The sequence below is a fragment of the Alicyclobacillus suci genome, assembly GCF_017329615.1.
Classification (GTDB): domain Bacteria; phylum Bacillota; class Bacilli; order Alicyclobacillales; family Alicyclobacillaceae; genus Alicyclobacillus; species Alicyclobacillus suci.
The window spans coordinates 44,391-65,171 of sequence record NZ_JAFMTW010000008.1 but is presented as its reverse complement, the minus strand read 5'-3'; the positions used below and the strand labels follow the sequence as shown (position 1 = coordinate 65,171).

The following is a 20,781-nucleotide window of genomic DNA, read 5'->3' as shown; positions in this document are numbered from 1 at the left end:
TCCATTGGCTGAACCATTGCGCCCGACGAAATTTTTATAAATTAGTTCGAACTAACTCTTGACGTTAGTTCGAACTAATCGTAATATAAGCTCCATGATACATGACTGTTTTAGTCATGTATCAAGTCGGGAATGTCGCCATTTCGTGACTATCCGAAAGATTGATATATTTAGGAGGAGATATGGGCAATGAGTCGTGCACTCAGAACCAGCCTTGTTTGTCTCGGCGGCGCCGTAGTCATTGCAGTTCTCGTGTGGCAGGCGATTACTTCAGCGGGGAATCCGGACCCAACCGCACACGGCATTTCACCAACCGCCGGCATTGTAGATACCGCTGTCCTGGTCTATCGCGAAGGTTTGGAATGCATCTTAGTTCTATCGGCAGTCATCGCAGGACTAATTCGGACTCAAAAAGTATACTGGAAACCCATTGCCGGCGGAGCAGGTATCGGATTCCTAGCCACACTAGCTACCTGGTTCGTATTGGTGGGTATCTTAGCACTCGTCACGACGACGGCTACGGAAAACAGTGTGCAAGCGGCAACTGGATTATTGGCGATTGTCGTACTGCTCATCGTAATGAACTGGTTTTTCCATCGCATCTACTGGACCGGTTGGATTTCATTTCAAAACCGGAAGAAAAAAGAACTGATTCAATCCATCGAGTCTTCTGATACTGCTAGCGCGGAAGTCGCAAAATCAACCGCGTACAAGGGCTTGGTTATCTTGGGATTGGCCTCTGTGTATCGCGAGGGATTTGAAGTAGATATCTTCCTCCAAAGTATTCGGCAGCAATGTGGCACGGCCAATGTCGTCCTCGGTACAGCGTTCGGCATGGTTCTTATTCTCTTAACTGGGTACTTCACCTTCCTTGCACATAAACGGCTACCTTACAAGAAAATGCTCGTGTTTACAGGCATCTTACTTGGTGTGGTGTTTGAAATTATGGTTGGGGAGCAGGTCAATGAAATGCAGTTGGCGAACTGGATTCCGACGCATAGCTTGTCCGTGAATTTCCCAGATTGGGCTGGTACGTGGTTCTCCATTTTCAATAACTGGGAAACAATTATTGCGCAAATTGCTGCCGCTGTGTTTGTCATCGGATCGTTCTATGCGGCACGCAGTGAAAAATTCAAACCGCGCCGGACAACGCCGTCTACGACAAATGCAGCTTCTAACTTGGAACCTGCAGAAAATTGATGAGCAACCATGCAAAGTGACCGTCGACTACATACATTGCATACGCTGTAGCGCATTTCACACCCCCTTAATGTGACCTGCGCGGTAGAATCCCATGTCTGCCATGGCTGATGACTTTGTCATCATCACCTGGAAACATGGGATTTTTACATGCCTTCGGAGACTCCACGAATCATTCGGGTGGTGGCAAACAAAACAATATGCAACATCCACAAGGAGATACGGTTTATCTTCATTGCCGTAGTATGGATTCTAGTTGGCAGAACCATCTTATAAACAGCCAGTGTATCCGTAGAACATCTAACCTTTCGGTGCCTAGGGGGATCGTGCAATGATTAATTATCGGGGGAAAATAGCACTCGTAACGGGCGCTTCAGGAGGCATTGGAAAAGCCTATGCCAATGCGTTAGCTGCGAAAGGTTGCCACGTGATGCTCGTGGCCTCGCTCGCCGCTTTCCAACCAGCACCGACCCTGGGGCTGTATACGCCGCGACCAAAGCATTTGTACTGTCATTCAGTCATTCACAGAGGCACTATGGGCGGAGTACCGGCATGAGGGAGTCCGATTTCTCGCATGGTGTCCGGGCGCCACACAAACAAATTTCTTTGATGTCGCTGGTTCTTACGCCGCAGCAGGCGGGACGACATGTTCGACGCCTGAAAAGCCTGAAAAGGTAGTCCAAGCGGGTTTTCGGGGAATTGAACGGGGCAAAGTTATATTGTAGAAGGGGGAAACTATTGGGCCGCACAACTTCATCGGCTCATTCCACGGAAAACGGTCGTTCGCTTGATGGAGCGGATAATGGGGGCACAACAATCATAACCACGATAGATTATGCGGTGAAGCAGGAAGGGGGGACAACAAAACACAACTTAAAACGAATCAAGTGCGTCACAGCTTCACAGAAACAACCGCTCAGATCATGGCGATGAAATTAAACACCAGATCTGAGCAGCGTTCCGTGTCAAGCACACAAAACTCACTTGAAATCGATAGGCGAGTTGAGCAATCTGCGAAACGTCACTCGGAGTTGATCTTGATGCCGCGTAATATTAACAATTTTGATTTGTTGACCATCTACTGCACGGCGTAAGTCATGGAGAGACAATTGGTTTTGGATGCCATTCGATTTAGAGAAAACAACCGTCTCAAAATGTTGTTCACCCATGTCCATCCCACACTCCGGAGATGATGTGTTTAACGCGAGTAATATTCGACAATCAGCGTCTCATTGACCGACACTGGAATCTCACCACGAGCCGGGATTCGCTCAAGCGTACCCGTCGTCGACGCCTCATCATAGGTGAGATAAGGCGGTCGTGAAATCGTTCGTTCCAAACTCTCTTTGACAATTGAAAGTTTGGCGCCTTTCTCCGTCAATCCGATCACGTCACCAATATGAACTCGATACGACGGAATATCCACCCGTCGGCCATTGACCGCAATATGCCCGTGATTCACCAATTGACGCGCGCCATCGATGGTATTGGCGAATCCGAGACGATACGCCACGTTATCTAAACGCGTTTCCAAAATGGTCATCAGTGTATCGCCGGTCACTCCAGGTCGCCGCGCTGCCTCGTCATAATAGCGGCGGAATTGTCTTTCCTGAACTGCATAAATATGGCGCAATTTTTGTTTCTCCAGGAGTTGCACGCCGTACTCACTGCGCTTGACGCGTTTCGTTGGTCCGTGTTGCCCCGGGGGATAAGGGCGCTTATGAACCGGGCACTTAGGTGAGCCGCAAAGGGCTTCTCCCGCAGTCCGGCAAAGTTTGTGTTTTGCACCCGTTCTTCTTGACATAGTTTCATTACATCTCCTTTGGTAATTCATTTGTGGACCATGCAAATTGCAGATCTTGAACCGTTGCAATATGTACGTTCTCTTCAGTCAAGCAGATTAGTTCGTACTCCACCTCTTCAAAGAACGCGCAGATAAGGGCCACTACGTCTCTGGCCGTCATGTCTTTACAGGACTCCACGGAATCGGAGAGAAGAATGGGCCGAAACGATTTTCCGACTTTTACATACGCAACTGCACGAATTGAAATTTCATCTTCGCGGCTCGCCATCACTTCACAAACCACGTCAGATGAAAAACGGATTTGATTGAATACATCGTCTATACACTGTTTGATGGACAATACCTTCGCAGAAGGAAGCGTGTAAAGACGTGAATTCATGTCGCTACATAAGGTGCGCTGTACACATCGTTCCACTTCTCGTTGCCATATCAAATCCATTCTCCCACTCCTTTGATCAGCAGACGAGTTGTTAGCACAATCTAATCAGTTAAATTAGTTTTTGCTAACACCTATAATAAAACCAATGTTGACTCCATTAGTCAAGTTTAATTTTCGCACCCCTGCTGCTTCATTTCGTAAACCCGTCGTAAACCCGTCATTGCTGCACATCACACGAGGATATATTCCGGCGATGGCACTTAGTTTAAAGAACAGATAACGGAAAAGGGGAAAAGAATCCAATAGGGGATGACTCAACCACTGTACTACGTCGGTTTGAGTCATCCCCTAAACATTGCTAGGTCGATGCATCCTACAATCAAATCCGAAACGAACGGACATCTCAGACGCGTCGAGGTTTATAATTCGGAATCCCCTAAAATCACGTCTCCATAATCTTTGCAGATATAAATCCTCGATTTATGCTTACCGGAAACCGCTTTCACAAGAAAATAGGTATTCGAAGGTTCAATTTGCGTACTCACAATTGTCCCCGCAACTTTTTCGCTCGTGTCCAACGCGTAAAAATGTACCGTATCCCCAAGATGATAACTGTGTGGCAACGCGTCAGCAGCGCGTTTGATCCCAACACACTCTGCAGCTTTCAGAAAGTGCGACGAAATAGCAGTACGTGCCGCTTCACCGCGTTTAGCCATCTCAGCTTCCCATGATCTACGCAGTTGAGGATTTCGCACAATGCCGCTCCATTTTTTCACTTTTCCCGACACCTTGTCTTTTCCGTGAGAAATCACACCAAGACCCAACATTCCGTAGGTTCGAAACCGACTCATCTGCAACCACCTCCATAAAGGACCGCCCGTCCCGTCATGCGTATGATATCCGCACCGACGCTCTGTTCATTCAATTTTGTCGTACATTCCATCAAAATTCTTCACGTGCGCTGTCTCTAATGAAGCTATCATCGACCGTTTTTATGCTTGTGTCAATATTTATAAATTAAAAATCATTTGACATTTTAAAGCTACCTCCGTATGATCGTTTTAACAAATGTATCACGCATTATCAAATGATAAAAGTGGATGGGTAACCAAATTACAGCGTCCACGACAAAGGAGGAAACATATGAAGGAATTGACATTACAAGTGCACTTGGAACAAGGGTTACACGCCAGACCTGCCTCAATGTTTGTGAAGAAAGCGGATACATTTGTGTCGGACATCTTCGTTGTTAAAGATGGGCGAAAAGCAAACGGAAAAAGCATTCTTGGATTGATGGGATTAGCAGTAACACAGGGGTCTCAAATCACACTGCAAGCGAGCGGCATCGATGAAGACTTGGCTATTTCCGAGTTATCCAAAATGCTCTTGTCTGAACACGAGATACACATCTAAGCACCCATGCGAAGGAGGAAATCAGAATGTCTATCTATCAAACATTGCAAAAACTTGAGCAAGCAGGCGAGCGAATTGGCGTTGCGGTCATTGGCGCGGGGCAAATGGGGCGGGGCATGATTGCACAAATTTCGAAAATCCCTGGGATGCAGGTTCGCGCCGTATGTGACATTCACCAAGAAGCCGCACAAAAGGCGGTTGACGCGTATTGCCGTTATACGAAAACTCCACATCCGAGCGTAATGGTGGAGTCCGACTTCCAGAAAGTGATTGGTCACCCAGACGTCGATGTTGTCGTCGACGCGACTGGCATTCCGGAAGTAGGCGCAAACGTTGCACTGATCGCGCTTGCAGAACACAAACATCTCGTGCTTCTCAATGTGGAGATGGATGTGACAGTGGGATCGATACTCTCCTCTTGGTTCAAATCATCGGGCCTTGTTTATACGGGCGCAGCCGGTGACGAACCGGCAGTAACGCTCGAACTCTTTGAATTTGCCAAAACAATGGGGCTCGAAGTCGTTGTTGCCGGAAAAGGAAAAAACAACCCTTTTATTCCATTGTCCAATCCAGATTTGTGCCGGACAGAAGCGGAACGCAAGCACATGAATCCACACATGTTAGCTGCTTTTCAAGACGGAACAAAGACGATGGCTGAGATGAACTTACTGAGTAACGCCACAGGATTACTTCCTGACAAAACGGGCATGCATGGAGTCTCTGCAGATTTGAAAACGGTTACTGAAAAACTCCGCCTCGTCGAGGAAGGAGGATGCCTAAGTCGGCAAGGTGTCGTTGAGTACGTTCACGGCCTCGCGCCTGGCGTGTTCGTCATCGTCTCGAGTGACTTAGCCGAAGTCACTGAAGAACTCAAGTATCTTTCTGTTGGAGACGGCCCATATTACGTACTTTATCGCCCGTTTCATCTCGCCAGCTTAGAAACACCCATTTCCATCGCTCGCGCTGCACTCTTGCAAGAACCAACTATCGCGCCGATTGGCGGCCCAGTCTCTGAAACAGTGGCCGTCGCGAAACGGGATATGGCCCCGGGGGATGCGCTAGATGGAATCGGCGGATACACGGTGCGGGGAGTCATTGAGGAACACGTCCATGCAACCAAAGCTGGACACGTCCCAATCGGTCTCATTTCACCGAAAGCACGGGCGAAACGGCACATCGCTACAGGGACGTTTATCACCTACGAGGACGTCGAATTAGATCAAACGACGACAGTTTGGCACTTGCGCTCCCTTCAAGACAAATTGTTTCCAACCGAGTAATGACCAAATAATGCCGAGATAACGCGTTGAAGGGTGTTGATGGTATGCATACTGGCAATCTAATCATCCTCGTCGGAAGTGCTTGGATTCTGCAATATATACTGACTTGGTTTCAGCTTCAACATTATCGCAAAACCATGCGAAAACTGGTCATCGCGTATCAAGGCCAAGCGCAATACGCCCTATTCTCTGGTGTGTGCCGAAAAGCGCTCGGGAGGGGGGCAATTGTTATCGCTATTATCGACCAGCACGAAGTTGTACACCGCTGTGAAGTTCTTTCCGGAATCAGTGTATTCGCAAAATTCAAACCGTTTCCCGGCCAAGTTGGAAAAATGCTCGGTGAAATCGGGCAAGAGGCCAACCACATCCTCGTCCAAAAACGGGGCGTAAGCGCGAGGCAAAAATCGCAGGCGAAGGCGCTCCTGATGATTGTCGAGAACGCCCAACGTTCCTACGCGGAAAAGCGTCATCAAGCAGGTCACGGGCTTCGTACGCAAAAGGCGATACCATAAGGAGGTCATAGAAATGGAAGTCATCCAATGGCTAGGTTCACACTTTATCGGACTGTTTGACGCGGGTGGAAAAGTATTTATGAGCTACGTAACAGGCATCATTCCCACCCTAGTGGTGCTTTTAACGTTCACGAACACGGTCATAAAACTCATTGGTGAAGACAGAACGTATCGAGCTGTGCAGTTTGCATCCAAGTATCTCATTCTACGGTATACATTAATGCCGATTCTTTCTGTCTTAATCTTGACTAATCCGATGGCATACACCTTTGGACGCTTCTTGCCAGAACGACAAAAACCAGCTTTTTATGATTCCGCAGTATCGTTTGTCCATCCCGTAACCGCTTTCTTCCCGTATGCAAACGCTGGCGAACTATTCGTTTGGCTAGGGATTGCAAACGGAGTTGAAAAAGCTGGTTATTCCATTGGTCCACTCGCCGTCCGTTACTTTTTGCTCGGCATTGTCGTGATTTTCATTCGCGGTGTGGTCACCGAGCGCATTACAAACATTTTGGCGAATCGCCTCGAAAAGAAAACGGGCGCAGTCGTTACACGCGCGTCCAGTACGCTGTGAAATCATGTGATTCTCATGAATTGGAGGGCTATATATGGCGACCGTAAAAATTAGCAAAGGGTCAGGTGGCTGGGGAAATGGACTCATCCTCAAACCAGAAGGCAATCGAAACAAAGTCGTCAGCGTGACAGGAGGGGGAATCCATCCAGTGGCGCAACGCATTGCTGAATTATCTGGTGCCGAACCAGTGGATGGATTCACCAAATCCGTGCCAGAGGAAGAAATGATGTGCGTCGTAATCAATTGCGGTGGTACTGCCCGAATTGGCGTATATCCCATGAAGCGCATTCCTACCGTAGATGTTTTACCGTCTTCTCCTTCAGGGCCGCTTGCAAAATTTATTACGGAAGACATTTTCGTGTCGGGCGTCACAGTACGGGATGTCGAAGTGACGTCTGACACGCCTGTAGAGAAGGCGGCTGCCGCAGAGTCTGAAGAAGTCACCACGCCACAGGCGTCTGACGGTTGGAGTCGCGCAGCACAGTACACTGCGCCGGTCACGAGCGGCCGCGGCAGTTGGCTGATGGCCGTATCTCGAGCGCTGGGTAAACTAATTGGCACCCTCTACCAAGCGGGGCGAGACTCCGTCGATATCCTAATTCGAAATATTCTTCCCTTTATGGCGTTTGTAGCCATGTTAGAAGGTATTATTAACTATACAGGGCTTGGTAAATTGTTAGCGCATGGCCTCGTTCCACTTGCGGGCTCGTTATGGGGACTCATTGTACTGGTCATTATCTGTACACTCCCGTTTTTGTCACCCATTCTCGGCCCCGGAGCCGTCATTGCACAAATCATCGGCGTCCTGGTTGGCGCGCAAATTGGTGCAAAGGCAATTTCACCTTTCTATGCGCTACCTGCACTATTTGCAATTGATGGTCAAGTTGGTTGTGACTTTGTGCCCGTCGGATTATCACTTGGGGAAGCAAAGCCAGAAACGATTGAGTATGGGGTTCCCGCGGTTTTATATAGTCGATTGTTTACAGGTGTAGCTTCCGTTATCTTGGCGTATTTTGCAGGGTTTGGAATGTACTGAACGATATGAATGAGGTGTGAGAAATGAAGTCCGTAGTTACCCAAATTGGAGAAATGGCACTACAGTTTGAAGATGAGGGCGTCATTGTATTTTTTGGTCCAAAGGCGCCAAAGGAGTTACGGGATATTTCCATTATTCACGAATCAGAAATCGCGTTTGATGGAACGCTGCTTCAACCGAACCATCACTTATTACTTGGTGATCAAGTTTACAGCATTACACTTGTGGGCACGGAAGCGGCCAGTAACTTTGCAGAGCTTGGGCATATCTCGGTATATTTTTCTGAGCCACCTGTTGAAATTCTGCCAGGCGCGGTATACGTCCAACCCTATCGTTGGCCAAAACTTGAACTAGGTATGACGATTGAAATCCGCTGAGCGGGATGCACGCAAAGAACGGTCGGTTTTGAATTACCTGTGACACCCTTCTATAGAGTAGGGACATTCAGAACAAGAAAAGAAGGTTCTAAGTTGGCTTATTCAGATGACACCAGAGTCTTGGTCAAAATCGCACATATGTATTACGACGACAATGCAACTCAAGCGGAAATCGCCGAACAACTCGGCGTGTCCCGTCCACTCATCTCAAAGTATTTGGCAAAAGCCAGAGAACTTGGCATTGTTCAAATTCGGATTCGAGATGAGTTAGCCTATCCGTACGCAACCATCGAAAAGCAACTTGAGCGAAAGTACAAACTCCGTGAAGCGATTATTGTGCCCGAGGCCCCAACTCCTGCCGTCAAGCGCAGCTTGGGGCAGGCCACTGGCCGATACCTATCACGCATTTTGAAAAAAAACCAGACACTCGCGGTCTCGGGCGGCACGACACTTCACGAAGTCGCAAATCAAATGCCGTATATGCATCTGCAAAACTTCACGGTTGTGCCGATGGTTGGAGGCGTTGGGGATGAACTCATTGACATCCACGCCAATCAAATTTCCGTACAGATAGCAAGAGCTTTGGACGCTGATGTCAAACTCCTTCACGCGCCAGTCGTTGTCGATACTGCAGAGGCAAAAGCGACATTTTTAGAGCAGTCCGCGATTTCTGAAGTTCTTGAGTCCGCAGAACGCGCGGACATCGCGTTGGTCGGCATTGGTGGAAAACCTGAAAATTCTACCATGGTTCAGAATTACCTCGCAGTGGATGATTCCCGAGCGCTCGACCAACAAGGAGTCATTGGTGATGTCTGTTACACGTTGATTGACGAACGTGGAGAAGCTTGTAACGTCTCTTGGAATGAGCGCGTGATTGCGATATCCATTGAATCACTCCGAAACATTCCCATGGTGATTGGTGTCGCGCAGGGAGAGGACAAAGTAAGAGCCATTCACGCAGCCATGACGGGCCGTATCATTCGGGTGCTGGTGACAGATTATCCAACGGCTGAAAAATTATTGGAACTCGATTCGTAACGCACGGAGACACGACAGACAAAGGAGAGGATTCTAGTGTCTATACCGCTGGCAAAGCGAGATTGGAACGGCAACGACGTATTGCATCTCTATTATCAAATGTGGTTAATTCGGTTATTTGACGAAAAAGTCGATGAGATGTTCGCGAAAGGGCTCATCCACGGTACAACCCATTTGTGCGTCGGACAAGAAGCGACACCGGTCGCCGCGTGTGCAGCACTTATGAAAACAGACAAGATCACCAGCACGCACCGCGGCCACGGACATTGTATCGCCAAAGGCGCAGACGTCTCCAAGATGATGGCCGAACTGATGGGGCGTGTCACAGGCTACTGTAAAGGCAAGGGAGGTTCCATGCACATCGCCGATTTAGAAGAAGGCAACTTAGGTGCAAACGGCATTGTCGGAGGCGGAATTCCAATCGCGGTTGGCGCGGCGCTCACATCGAATATGATGAAAGAAAACTACGTCGTTCTATGTTTTTTTGGCGATGGCGCAACAAACGAAGGTAGTTTTCACGAAGCGCTGAATCTTGCAGCCATTTGGGACCTTCCAGTGATCTTTTTTTGTGAGAATAACCAATATGGCATGTCGGGATCTGTTAAAGAAATGTTTCGAATCCAGGATATCGCCGACCGAGCCGTGGCATACGGAATGCCGGGTCATGTGGTCGACGGAAACGACTTGGAAGCAGTCTATGACGTCGTGGCTTGTGCAGTGGCCAGAGCCCGCTCCGGCGCGGGTCCATCCCTCATCGAAGCCAAGACCTACCGTTGGAAAGGACACTCGAAGAGTGATGGACGGAAATACCGGACCAGGGAAGAGGAGACAGCTTGGAAGGCCAAAGATCCCATTGCACGTTTCAAAAGTCGATTAATAGATGAAGGAATCGCGACGGAAGAACAACTGAACGATATACAGGCGCGCGCCAAAATGGAAATTGAACGAGCGGTTTCCTTTGCAGAAAATAGTCCATACCCGACACTTGAGATGTTAGAAGAGGATGTATACGCACATTGATCAGCCAAAGGGGTGAGCAATTTGAGAGAAATCACATATCAAGAAGCAATCCGCGAGGCAATGAGTCAAGTGATGCGCGAAGATGAACGCGTGTTTATTCTTGGGGAGGACATTGGCGTTTACGGTGGCGCATTTGGCGTCACGCGCGGCATGATTGAGGAGTTTGGTCCAGAACGCGTTCGCAATACACCCATCTCCGAAGCCGCCATTGCGGGTGCAGCCATTGGTGCTGCATTAACTGGGATGCGCCCAATTATGGAGCTACAATTCTCAGACTTCGTCACCATCGCGATGGACCAATTAGTCAATCAAGCCGCCAAGATTCGGTATATGTACGGTGGAAAGGCCTCTGTGCCGATGGTTGTAAGGGCGCCAGGAGGCTCAGGAACAGGTGCGGCCGCGCAACACTCCCAAAGTTTAGAAGCCTGGCTTGCACACGTGCCGGGATTAAAAGTGGTGCAGCCAGCAAACGCCTACGACGCCAAGGGCCTATTAAAGGCCGCCATAGACGACAACAATCCGGTGATTTTTTACGAACACAAATTACTGTACTCAACCAAGGCAGACGTGCCCGAAGAACTCTATTCCATCCCCCTTGGACAGGCCGACATCAAACGAGCGGGAAGTGACGTTACGCTCGTGTCAACGGGCATCATGGTCCAGAAATCGCTTACGGCGGCTGATTTGTTAGCCAAGGACGGCATTCAGGTTGAAATCATTGACCCGAGAACATTAGTGCCGCTGGATATCAAAACAATCGTCAGCTCAGTCAAGCGGACCGGTCGGTGCGCAGTCGTCTACGAAGCGGTCAAACGTGGGGGCTATGGTGCCGAGATTGCTAGCTTAGTAGCGGAGAGTGAAGCATTCGATTTCTTAGACGCCCCGATTATTCGATTAGGTGGAAAAGAAGTGCCGATTCCGCAAAGCCCGGAACTGGAACGACATGCTGTCCCGCAGGTGGAAGACATCGTGGAAGCGATTCGTAACATGATGCAAAAAGCGTAGGGGAGGGAAAACGCTTGAACGAAGTGACCATGCCTAAACTAGCGATGACGCAAGAAATGGGCACCATTCTTCAATGGTATAAACGCGAAGGGGATTGGGTAGAAGCCGGCGAGCCACTCCTTGAAGTGATGACAAACAAAATCAACATAGATGTTGAATCTTACGTGGACGGAGTTCTACGCAAGCGCCTCTATGAAGAAGGGGCGGAGGTCCCCGTTCTGAACGTCATCGCATACATTGGTGATGCCGACGAACCCCTCCCAGACGAGTCAGTTAACGTGGCTGTATCGGCAGATTCGAATCATCCCGAAACGCATGCTGCGCCTCATCTGCAGAAGCCTGTCGCGACCCGAGTCCGCGCGACACCAGCTGCACGCGCTGTAGCGAGAAAACTAGGTATCTTGTTGACAGACGTACAGGGTACTGGGCCAAACAACCGAATTCAGCGAGAAGATGTCGAGGCGTTCGCGATATCACGCCCCTCTTGTTCAACCGCCACGCCAGCTGAACGTAGAATCGTATCACGTACAACGTCGCAGACGGAATCATCCGTACATGTGAATCCTAAAGATAATCCAATGACTGCTACGCCATTGGACTCTTTCTCGCGTGTGCCATACCGTGGTCTCCGCAAAATGGTGGGCGATAGAATGGCGACCAGCGTCTCAGAAGCTCCCCACGTCACCGTAGTGCGGGAGATAAACGTGTCACAAACCATCGAGTTGCGTCGTCGGTTGATGCCGATGGTTGAAGAACAAACGAGCGCTCATCTGTCATTGAACACCATGGTGTTATTTGCCACTGCACATGCATTGATGAAACATCCAAATGTAAATGCCACGTGGGCATCTAAGGATGAAATCATCGAACATCATTCTGTTCATCTCGGAATGGCGGTCGCTGCACCGCAGGGGCTGCTTGTACCAGTTATCCATTTCGCAAACACGTTATCGATTTTGGCGTTATCGGAGCAAGCGTCTCAGCTTGTCAAAAAGGCAAGAAACGGGACAATGGCACCGAACGATCTCGAAGGCGGGACATTCACAATAAGTAATTTAGGAATGTTCGGAATCGAGTCGTTCAATCCAATTATCAACTTGCCACAAGTTGCGATTCTTGGCGTCGGCTCACTTATCGAAAAGCCGATTGTCGAAAACGGAAACATCGTGGTTCGCCCCATGTTGACGCTAAATTTATCGTTTGATCACCGTGTTCTCGACGGTGCGGATGCGGCCAAATTCCTTCAGACCGTAGCCAATTACCTTACTTGCCCAGATGAGCTATTTGTCGCGCTACACGCTTAACACTCAGCAAACCTAATCCGCAATCGACGAGGGGGCATATACATCTCATCGCCCCCTCTAGTTCCAAAAACCACTTCCATCACCACGAATACGCCCATCACAACCAATCCGATGACTGCCTGCCAAAAATTTTGAGCCAACGCATAAATGAAGTACCCTGTACCACCAAGGATGCTTCCGCAGGCAAGTAAAAACTTGGTCAATAGCAGTGAAAAACTAACCGTAAAGAGCAAGCATGCTAACTGGGTTTCCGAAAAAAGGCATGCCTATCCCGTTGGCAACGACTGCAGGCATGAAAAGACACCCTGACGGCAACCGCATGAACTTGCTCACTCCTCTCAGATAATTGAATTCATGATATAAGGGAATAGACACGTGGTCAACTGTTTGCGCAAATCAACTACGGTTCCCCCTTAACAAAAACATCCAATTTGGCATAATAACAAAAACTATCTTCCTCAAATTTTTAAAACATGGGTAATCACTCCAGCCTTATAATTTTTGCATACACCTAGACCACCTCATGAATCCGCTTCCACAGAAAACTGCTTCCATTTTCTCTTGCAAGTACGATAAGAAACGGAGTTGAATCAGATGTTCACAGTATCGACCGTTAAATTCCCATTTTGGAGCAAACAATGGATCGGCGGCACCTGGAAAGAAGGATCCAGTTCACGCTATGAAACCGTGACGAATCCATTTAACCAAGAGGTATTAGCTGAAATCAAATTAGCAAGCAAAGATGATATTGACCAAGCTTACCAATTTGCAAAACAAGTTCAACCTGCCTGGGCAAATGCCTCAGCATATGAAAGAGCGAGTGTTCTAGAACGGGCGGCGGAAATATTAGGTCAACGGAAAGAGGAAATCATCAACTATTTGGTGCAGGAAACCGGAAGTTCTCAATTAAAAGCGAGTATCGAGGTCGATACGTCAATTGGGGACTTAAAGTATGCAGCACAGTATTCATTCAGATTAAACGGTACCATTTTACCGTCTCTCATTCCCGGAAAGGAAAATCGGGTGTATCGGAAGCCTGTTGGTGTGATTGGTGCAATCACGCCGTGGAATTGGCCATTTTACTTAAGTATTCGCGTGATTGCTCCGGCGATTGCGACAGGGAACAGCATTGTCTTGAAAGCGGATTCCCAAACACCCATTACCGGTGGCTTACTGATTGCACAAATCTTTGAACAAGCAGGGCTTCCAAAAGGCGTGCTGAGTGTCGTAGTGGCGGATGTTCAAGAAATCGGGGACTATATGGTTGAGCATCCGATTCCAAGCGTTATTTCTTTTACTGGTTCCACGGCGGCTGGAAGGCGGATCGGCGAAATCGCTGGACGGACACTGCGAAAGGCCGCACTCGAGCTTGGTGGAAACAATGTGTTTATTGTTCTGGATGACGCAAATATTGACCAGGCTGTCGCTGCCGCTACATTCGGGAAATTTTTGCACCAGGGTCAAATTTGTATCGCGACCAACCGAATCATCGTTTGTCGCAGTGTTTATGAAGAATTCGTCACCAAATTTAAAGCATCAACCATGAAAGTCAAAGTGGGTGATCCGGCGGATCCACAAACCCTGATTGGTCCATTAATTAATCAACGTCAGGCTCAGAGAATCATGGATCTGATCCAACAAAGTCTTCGGGAAGGCGCAAAGTTAGAACTGGAAGGAAAGCTCGACGGCAATCTGATGACACCGTTTATTCTGACGGATGTCACAAACGATATGGCTATCGCAAAACATGAGATTTTTGGCCCGGTTGCCGCGATTCTTCCTGTTGATAATGAAGATGAAGCGATTCGGATTGCCAATGATTGCGATACCGGTTTGAGTGGTGCGGTGTTCTCGGGATCGATAGAACATGGCGTCCACGTTGCCCAGCAAGTGGTCACCGGGATGATTCACGTCAACGACCAAACTGTAAACGTAGAACCGAATGTTCCATTTGGTGGCGAGAAATCGTCAGGAATTGGACGCTATTGCGGAGAGTGGGGTATTGAAGAATTCACAACCCTACAGTGGATCTCGGTGCAAAAAGAAGACCGTCAATATCCTATTTAATCTACTTTAATCTACGTATCGTTGAAGTTATGTAGTTCAGCACAAAGCACCTGGTCGGTTGACCAGGTGCTATCGGGTAGCTTGGGGGATTGATTGATGTGGGAACTGATGTTATTGATCGGCTTTTGGAGGAGACTGTCGAAAAGGGAGATGTTCCTGGGGTAGTGGCTATCGCAGGAACTGCAGATGGTGTGACCTATCACGGGGCATTTGGCCACAGGGCCGTAGACAATCGTGTACCAATGACAACCGATACGGTATTTTGGATCGCGTCAATGACTAAAGCCGTCACTTCCGTCGCCGCCATGCAACTCGTCGAACAGGGGAGACTCCAACTGGATGAGCCGATCGGGCGTGTATTGCCCGAGTTGACGACCGTCAAAGTCTTGGAAGGATTCAGCGAATCTGGTGAGCCAAGGTATAGAACTCCGAAGCGGCCGATAACGCTTCGCCATCTGCTTACGCATACAGCAGGGTTCACGTACGATATGTGGAATGCGGATATGATGTGTTATATGGAACGAGCACAGATTCCAAACATCATCGAATGCAAAAATATCACGCTCAGCACGCCGCTGGTTTTTGATCCGGGTGATCGTTGGGAATACGGTATCAACATAGATTGGGTTGGCAAAGCCGTTGAAGTCGTCAGTGGTCGATCCCTTCAGGATTACCTCAAGGAGAACGCTTTCACGCCGCTGCGTATGGAAGATACAGGATTTCGAATACCTGACGGTGCCCGCTCGCGTCTGGCCGCCATGCACCAACGTGGAGAAGATGGAACGCTCACACGGATTGATTTTGAAGTCCCGCAAGATCCCGAATTCTTTATGGGTGGAGCAGGACTATATTCAACCGGCACAGACTATTTGAAGTTTACACAAATGCTTTTACATGAGGGTATGGCGAATGGGACTCGTATTTTACAGTCGGAAACTGTGCAGATGATGCGGCGCAATCACATCGGAAGTCTGAACGTACGTCCGATGAAGAGCGCAATAGCGGCCGTGACCAACGACGGTGAATTTTTCCCTGGCATGGAGAAAAAGTGGGGCTTGGGTTTTATGATCAACATGGAGGACGCACCGACCGGACGCCGTGCCGGAAGCCTTGCGTGGGCAGGCTTGGCGAACACGTACTTTTGGATTGACCCGGTTGAGCGCGTAACAGGGATAATCTTGACACAGATTTTCCCGTTTGCAGACCCAAAAGTTTTAGACTTATTCGCCAAGTTTGAAACACAAATTTATCAATTGAGATGACTACTACTGTGCGGTCTATTGAGTTCTATTCAACACGATTTTCAGTTAACATAATATATATTATCGGACATTAAATTTTAACCGTTAAAGCCAAAAGTCCAGCTTTCAGATCTCGGCGCCGACCTCCGCAAAAAGCGAAGTGTCGGCCCAAAATGTTGTGTTAACTACGCGGTGTGTGATTTGCGAAAGCGAATCGCGTCCACTTTCCTGCAACCATAGATGAATAATCCAAGAACAATTAGGCGTACCAAAATCGTCAAGATTGACCACCATAAATAGTAAGCGTCTGGATACGCATGCCCCCAGAAAATAGGGTTGCTTGTTAGATTCCAAAGGGCAGTTTGCACTGTGTCCCTTAAGATTGGCCAAATCGTCAAGATAATGGAGAGTATCCAAGGTGTAAGACTCACAATGCGGTTGCGCGTCCAAGTGTAAACTGCAAGACACACGGCCAATAACATCAAGTAACCTGTCATTTCTGGCGGGCCGAGTGGTGCCATAATTGGATAACCTGCAAACACCATCGAACTCATCGAAAATTCATGCGTCATTCTCCCTATGAGCCACACGATACAAAACGGTGTCAGTGACAGGAAGACAGCAATACGGTCACTTCGTTTTCTTGTGAAAACGTACATAAACAGGAGCACCGCGAGTCCAATCCACGCTTGCAAGTGTGATAGAAACAGGTTGTGGTTCCAGTAAACGACCCATCTAGGTGTCGGAATCGGCGTTAACGTAGATGGTATCACGTCGTTCATACGCATTTGAACAAACAAGGATGTAACAAAAACCGTTAAACACAGTAACGATAATGTAAGAAACCAACGAGGTGACACACCATAGGTTTCACGAATGATACGCCGCCGAACTTCCCTCGCCGTTCCAAACGATGCGAAGGCGGATGCGTGTGCTTCATGTTCGGTCAATCCACGCTTTATCGCTTGTTCAATCGATGCTTCCAGATGGCCCTGCATTTCTTCCAACCACACCTGCTTTTCGCGTTTTGAAAGATATGTACCTTTGAAGACGCTATAAAAGTAATTATCGAAGTTCTTCACTCAAGTCCCACTCTCCCCAAAAACACCGACAACACTCGTTGTTCCTCCGTCCATTCACGACGAATTCTTTCTAGTTGGCTCTTTCCACGCTCTGTTAATGTGTAGTAGCGCCGACGAGGACCTGTCTCTTTGTCTGTGCCCCAATATCCTTCAATAAAGTGTTCCGCCTCCAGTCGCTTGAGCGCTGGATAAAGGGAACCTTCTTTTAGTTGCAATGCCCCGTGTGTTCGTTCATTCACCTTTTGGACAATCTCATATCCATATGTATCACCTGTTACTAAAATTGAGAGGACAATACCGTCAAGGTAACCTCTAACCCGTTCATTGCGCATTGTTCCACACCTCTATATATATAGATAACTTATGTACATAGTAAATGCATGCATCGACGTGAGTCAAGAAGCATGCATAAATGATGGCCCGTGGCTGTATAGGGCATTTCAAGTTTCAACCGGAAACTACGGATTGGTTTTATCGAGAAATTGCACCTAAAGTAGCCTCGCACGCGAAAACAAGGTCCGCCCCTTTTAAGAAAATTTGCAGTCCTCGTCGTCCGGCACTAATACTTACGGGGTCTAGACCTTGAACAGATTCGTCAAGATAGAGTGGGTATTTTTTCTTCACGCCGAGTGGAGAAACTCCGCCTCGAATATATCCGGTCAACATCTGAAGCTCTTTCACATGGACCATCTCCACTTTTTTATTCCCACTGATGATTGCCACAGCTTTTAAATCCAGTTCTCTATCCCCCGGGATGCAGGTCATTAAAACGCCCGTCTTATCGCCTCGAAGCACGAGTGTTTTGAAAATCTGCGACGGCGAAATTCCCACCTTTTGCGCGACTGTCTTTGCGTCGAGCGCCTCTTCGTTCCAGTCGTACTCGTGCACCTGATAGGGGATGTTTTGTCTATCCAATATGCGACATGCGATGGTTTTTGCTGCCATTTCCGCCACCTCTAAACTTATCAAATCCGTTTCTCTAGCATCTCGAGATTGCGCTGCATGAGGTCTGCCACATCATGTGCGAGCTTGTCCGGAGATTCTGTGAGTCCCTTTACCACACCGCGTATGGTGTCTATGGATTTGTTTTGGCTCAACTTGGCCGTACCCTCCAGGATGGTTCCTCCCTGTGAATGGTTGACTACAACCCATCGTACCCACAACTCTCCTCCCTGTCTTCAGCCAAGTAAAAATGATTTTCGGCAACCAATGTGCCCGCCATATTGTCAAAGTGTAGTGTACGTCGACCATGCACTCCACCCCGTTTGTCGTCTGGTGTGGCTAAGTCGCGGCCTACATCAAACAGATCTCGTTGTATGCGGGTGCCGTAACGAATCAAGTCAAAGAACTCAGGCGATGTAATCATCAAGGATAATGCCGCGCCTAGCATGACGTTTGCCTCATCAACCGTACCATATGTTGCAACGCTCAGGCTGTCTTTTGCGATACGGCGGCCTCGGCTACCTGAACGATCACCGCTGCAGTAGCCAAAGTTTTGACCAAACTGGCGAAGACCGTGGCGAGATCCCGTGATATAGACCTTGTTTCCAGGTAGATTTTGATGACTTAGGGTACAGTCGAGGTGCTTATCGACGCCGATTCCGATGAAAAGTGGAGACTTCAGAGCGGCGATAGCTCCGAACTCGTCTGCTAGTTGTTCCTGCGCCATTTGTTCGCACCGATACCTCTTGGAACGCTTCACCGTCTGCATCGTTCGATAATCACCTCTCACTGTACTGTGAACCCTCTCTGCCGCTTTCATGTAAAGTAATCACACAACCATTGGAAACCGTTAAAAAAGCGAACGAAGGCCGCTTATAATAAGCGGCCTTCACGTCATCCAAGCATCTAGTTATATGATTGACCGATTGCCCAATAGGCAATTCGGCAAACGAGCGGACAGCGCGGTACATCAATTTCGGATGAGATAATCGAATGCACCGAGCGCTGCGGTTGCGCCGGACCCCATGGAGATGATAATCTGCTTGTAGGGACTATTCATACAATCCCCTGCAGCAAACACACCAGGGACATTCGTGGCGCCGTGGCTGTCGACCACAATTTCGCCCATACGGTTACGCTCCACCGTATCGCCTAACCAATCCGTATTTGGCACTAGGCCTATTTGAACAAACACACCTTGCAGTTCTATATGTTTTTCGGCACCGGTATCGCGCTCTACATAGGTAATCCCATCAACCTTATCGGTGCCCGTAATTTCTTTCGTTTGAACGTTCTTTAACACGGTCACATTCGGCAGGCTATACAACCGCTTTTGTAGGACGGCGTCAGCTTTTAATTCTGGCATAAATTCAAGTACGGTCACGTGGCGTACAATGCCGGCGAGATCAATCGCGGCTTCAATCCCGGAATTTCCTCCGCCAATCACGGCGACATCTTTTCCAGTGAACAAAGGCCCGTCACAGTGAGGACAATAGGTTACACCTTTATTCCGGAACTCTGCCTCTCCAGGCACGCCGACATTGCGCCAGCGAGCACCGGTCGAAATGATGACCGTCTTACTCTTCAAAATCGCGCCATTCTCCAGTTCAACTTCGACGAGTTCCTTCTTTTCCAAACCTTTGGCAAGATGTCCTTTCATGACATCAATACCGTACTCTTTGACGTGCTCTTCCAGACTGGCAGCAAGCTGAGGCCCTTCCGTGTATTTCACACTGATGAAGTTCTCGATACCCACCGTATCGAGCACCTGTCCGCCAAAGCGGTCCGCTACCAAACCTGTGCGAATGCCTTTGCGCGCAGCATAAATGGCCGCACTTGCACCCGCTGGCCCGCCACCGACCACAAGCACGTCGTAAGGCTCTTTATCCGCGAGGTCAGTTGCATCCGGCGCACTGCCCAATTTGGCGAGAATCTCCTCGACAGTCATCCGACCGCTGCTAAACTCTTCGCCATTGAGGAAGACAGTTGGCACAGCCATGATGTTCTTGCTTTCCGCCTCGGCCTTAAAGGCAGCGCCATCAATCATCGTGTGCGTGATACCTGGATTGAGAATGCTCATCACATTCAGCGCCTGCACGACATCAGGACAATTGTGGCAACTGAGGCTGACAAAGGTCTCAAAGTGATACTCGCCGCGAATGTTCTTGATTTGGTCAATCACACTCTGATCAAGCTTCGGCGCGCGCCCACTGACTTGCAACAACGCAAGTACCAATGAAGTAAACTCGTGTCCCAAAGGAATTCCAGCGAACGTCACGCCAGTGTCTTCGCCTACGCGATTCACACTGAAGCTTGGTGTTCTTGGCAATGACGTCTCTTCCACTCGAATCCGAGGTGACATGCTGGCCAGCTCGTTTACGAGGGCCAGCATGTCGCTTGATACATCGTCGGATCCTGCACTCACTTTCAGCAGTACGTCGCCTTCCATGAGTTGAAGGTATTGCTTTAACTGTTCCTTAATCTCTGCATCAAGCACCATATTTACC

General features: G+C 48.6%; 23 protein-coding genes. 14 read left to right on the top strand and 9 right to left on the bottom strand.

All coding sequences use genetic code 11. From position 1 onward, the window contains the following. Positions 1-189 precede the first annotated feature (189 nt). Together J3482_RS06210 and J3482_RS21525 are read left to right on the top strand one after the other, a co-directional pair. The gene (locus J3482_RS06210) at positions 190-1,200 is read left to right on the top strand and encodes an FTR1 family iron permease (RefSeq protein ID WP_146824243.1); all 1,011 of its coding nucleotides are present in this window, start codon (positions 190-192) and stop codon (positions 1,198-1,200) included. Between the two features lie 331 nt (positions 1,201-1,531). After that, positions 1,532-1,756, top strand: coding sequence for an SDR family NAD(P)-dependent oxidoreductase (locus J3482_RS21525; RefSeq protein ID WP_328702665.1), 225 nt, complete (start codon positions 1,532-1,534; stop codon positions 1,754-1,756). A 642-nt stretch (positions 1,757-2,398) separates the two neighbouring features. Here the strand turns inward: J3482_RS21525 and rpsD are convergent. The 3 genes from rpsD to J3482_RS06190 form a co-directional block, all read right to left on the bottom strand. Continuing rightward, positions 2,399-3,004, bottom strand: coding sequence for a 30S ribosomal protein S4 (gene rpsD / locus J3482_RS06200; RefSeq protein WP_146824241.1), 606 nt, complete (start codon positions 3,002-3,004; stop codon positions 2,399-2,401). A 7-nt stretch (positions 3,005-3,011) separates the two neighbouring features. Continuing rightward, positions 3,012-3,443, bottom strand: coding sequence for a hypothetical protein (locus J3482_RS06195; protein ID WP_146824240.1), 432 nt, complete (start codon positions 3,441-3,443; stop codon positions 3,012-3,014). Between the two features lie 359 nt (positions 3,444-3,802). Continuing rightward, the gene (locus J3482_RS06190; RefSeq protein WP_146824239.1) at positions 3,803-4,234 is read right to left on the bottom strand and encodes a hypothetical protein; all 432 of its coding nucleotides are present in this window, start codon (positions 4,232-4,234) and stop codon (positions 3,803-3,805) included. Between the two features lie 292 nt (positions 4,235-4,526). On the opposite strand from J3482_RS06190, the gene J3482_RS06185 reads away from it, so the two are divergent. The 12 genes from J3482_RS06185 to J3482_RS06130 all read left to right on the top strand — a co-directional run bounded on the left by J3482_RS06185 (position 4,527) and on the right by J3482_RS06130 (position 16,271). Further along, the gene (locus J3482_RS06185) at positions 4,527-4,796 is read left to right on the top strand and encodes an HPr family phosphocarrier protein (RefSeq protein WP_206918365.1); all 270 of its coding nucleotides are present in this window, start codon (positions 4,527-4,529) and stop codon (positions 4,794-4,796) included. A 26-nt stretch (positions 4,797-4,822) separates the two neighbouring features. Next, positions 4,823-6,076 (top strand): NAD(P)H-dependent oxidoreductase, encoded by a 1,254-nt coding sequence (locus tag J3482_RS06180; protein ID WP_206922191.1) that lies wholly within the window; start codon positions 4,823-4,825, stop codon positions 6,074-6,076. A 44-nt stretch (positions 6,077-6,120) separates the two neighbouring features. Next, positions 6,121-6,588 (top strand): transcriptional regulator GutM, encoded by a 468-nt coding sequence (locus J3482_RS06175; protein ID WP_206922190.1) that lies wholly within the window; start codon positions 6,121-6,123, stop codon positions 6,586-6,588. Positions 6,589-6,601: 13 nt separating this feature from the next. Then, positions 6,602-7,162, top strand: a complete 561-nt coding sequence (gene srlA / locus J3482_RS06170; RefSeq protein WP_146824791.1) for a PTS glucitol/sorbitol transporter subunit IIC — start codon at positions 6,602-6,604, stop codon at positions 7,160-7,162. A 34-nt stretch (positions 7,163-7,196) separates the two neighbouring features. Next, positions 7,197-8,198, top strand: a complete 1,002-nt coding sequence (srlE, locus tag J3482_RS06165) for a PTS glucitol/sorbitol transporter subunit IIB (RefSeq protein WP_146824792.1) — start codon at positions 7,197-7,199, stop codon at positions 8,196-8,198. Positions 8,199-8,221: 23 nt separating this feature from the next. Next, complete coding sequence (locus J3482_RS06160; protein ID WP_146824793.1) at positions 8,222-8,575, top strand: PTS glucitol/sorbitol transporter subunit IIA; 354 nt, start codon at positions 8,222-8,224, stop codon at positions 8,573-8,575. 93 nt (positions 8,576-8,668) lie between these two features. Continuing rightward, positions 8,669-9,613 (top strand): sugar-binding transcriptional regulator, encoded by a 945-nt coding sequence (locus tag J3482_RS06155; protein WP_146824794.1) that lies wholly within the window; start codon positions 8,669-8,671, stop codon positions 9,611-9,613. A gap of 99 nt (positions 9,614-9,712) precedes the next feature. Continuing rightward, positions 9,713-10,633, top strand: a complete 921-nt coding sequence (locus tag J3482_RS06150) for a thiamine pyrophosphate-dependent dehydrogenase E1 component subunit alpha (RefSeq protein ID WP_146824802.1) — start codon at positions 9,713-9,715, stop codon at positions 10,631-10,633. A gap of 21 nt (positions 10,634-10,654) precedes the next feature. Further along, positions 10,655-11,638 carry an alpha-ketoacid dehydrogenase subunit beta gene (locus J3482_RS06145; protein ID WP_146824795.1) on the top strand — a complete coding sequence of 328 codons (984 nt, stop codon included), beginning with the start codon at positions 10,655-10,657 and terminating at the stop codon, positions 11,636-11,638. Between the two features lie 23 nt (positions 11,639-11,661). Next, positions 11,662-12,942 (top strand): dihydrolipoamide acetyltransferase family protein, encoded by a 1,281-nt coding sequence (locus J3482_RS06140; protein ID WP_223204324.1) that lies wholly within the window; start codon positions 11,662-11,664, stop codon positions 12,940-12,942. 594 nt (positions 12,943-13,536) lie between these two features. After that, entirely contained in the window at positions 13,537-15,009 is a 1,473-nt protein-coding gene (locus J3482_RS06135) for an aldehyde dehydrogenase family protein (RefSeq protein ID WP_146824797.1), read from the top strand. Between the two features lie 98 nt (positions 15,010-15,107). Further along, entirely contained in the window at positions 15,108-16,271 is a 1,164-nt protein-coding gene (locus J3482_RS06130; RefSeq protein ID WP_206922189.1) for a serine hydrolase domain-containing protein, read from the top strand. A 164-nt stretch (positions 16,272-16,435) separates the two neighbouring features. Here J3482_RS06130 and J3482_RS06125 read toward each other — a convergent pair whose 3' ends face one another. The 6 genes from J3482_RS06125 to ahpF all read right to left on the bottom strand — a co-directional run bounded on the left by J3482_RS06125 (position 16,436) and on the right by ahpF (position 20,774). After that, positions 16,436-17,332, bottom strand: a complete 897-nt coding sequence (locus tag J3482_RS06125) for a permease prefix domain 1-containing protein (RefSeq protein WP_146824798.1) — start codon at positions 17,330-17,332, stop codon at positions 16,436-16,438. Then, on the bottom strand, positions 17,329-17,664 hold the full coding sequence (locus J3482_RS06120) for a PadR family transcriptional regulator (RefSeq protein ID WP_146824799.1): 336 nt from the start codon (positions 17,662-17,664) through the stop codon (positions 17,329-17,331). Before J3482_RS06120 ends, J3482_RS06125 begins: the two co-directional genes overlap by 4 nt. Positions 17,665-17,803: 139 nt before the next feature. After that, positions 17,804-18,277: a Cys-tRNA(Pro) deacylase gene (ybaK, locus tag J3482_RS06115; protein WP_146824800.1), complete on the bottom strand. Its 474-nt coding sequence runs from the start codon at positions 18,275-18,277 to the stop codon at positions 17,804-17,806. Between the two features lie 20 nt (positions 18,278-18,297). After that, positions 18,298-18,429, bottom strand: coding sequence for a hypothetical protein (locus J3482_RS21265; protein ID WP_262927024.1), 132 nt, complete (start codon positions 18,427-18,429; stop codon positions 18,298-18,300). 44 nt (positions 18,430-18,473) lie between these two features. After that, complete coding sequence (locus J3482_RS06110) at positions 18,474-19,043, bottom strand: ATP:cob(I)alamin adenosyltransferase (RefSeq protein WP_146824801.1); 570 nt, start codon at positions 19,041-19,043, stop codon at positions 18,474-18,476. A 201-nt stretch (positions 19,044-19,244) separates the two neighbouring features. Continuing rightward, entirely contained in the window at positions 19,245-20,774 is a 1,530-nt protein-coding gene (gene ahpF / locus J3482_RS06105) for an alkyl hydroperoxide reductase subunit F (protein WP_146821878.1), read from the bottom strand. Positions 20,775-20,781 lie beyond the last annotated feature (7 nt).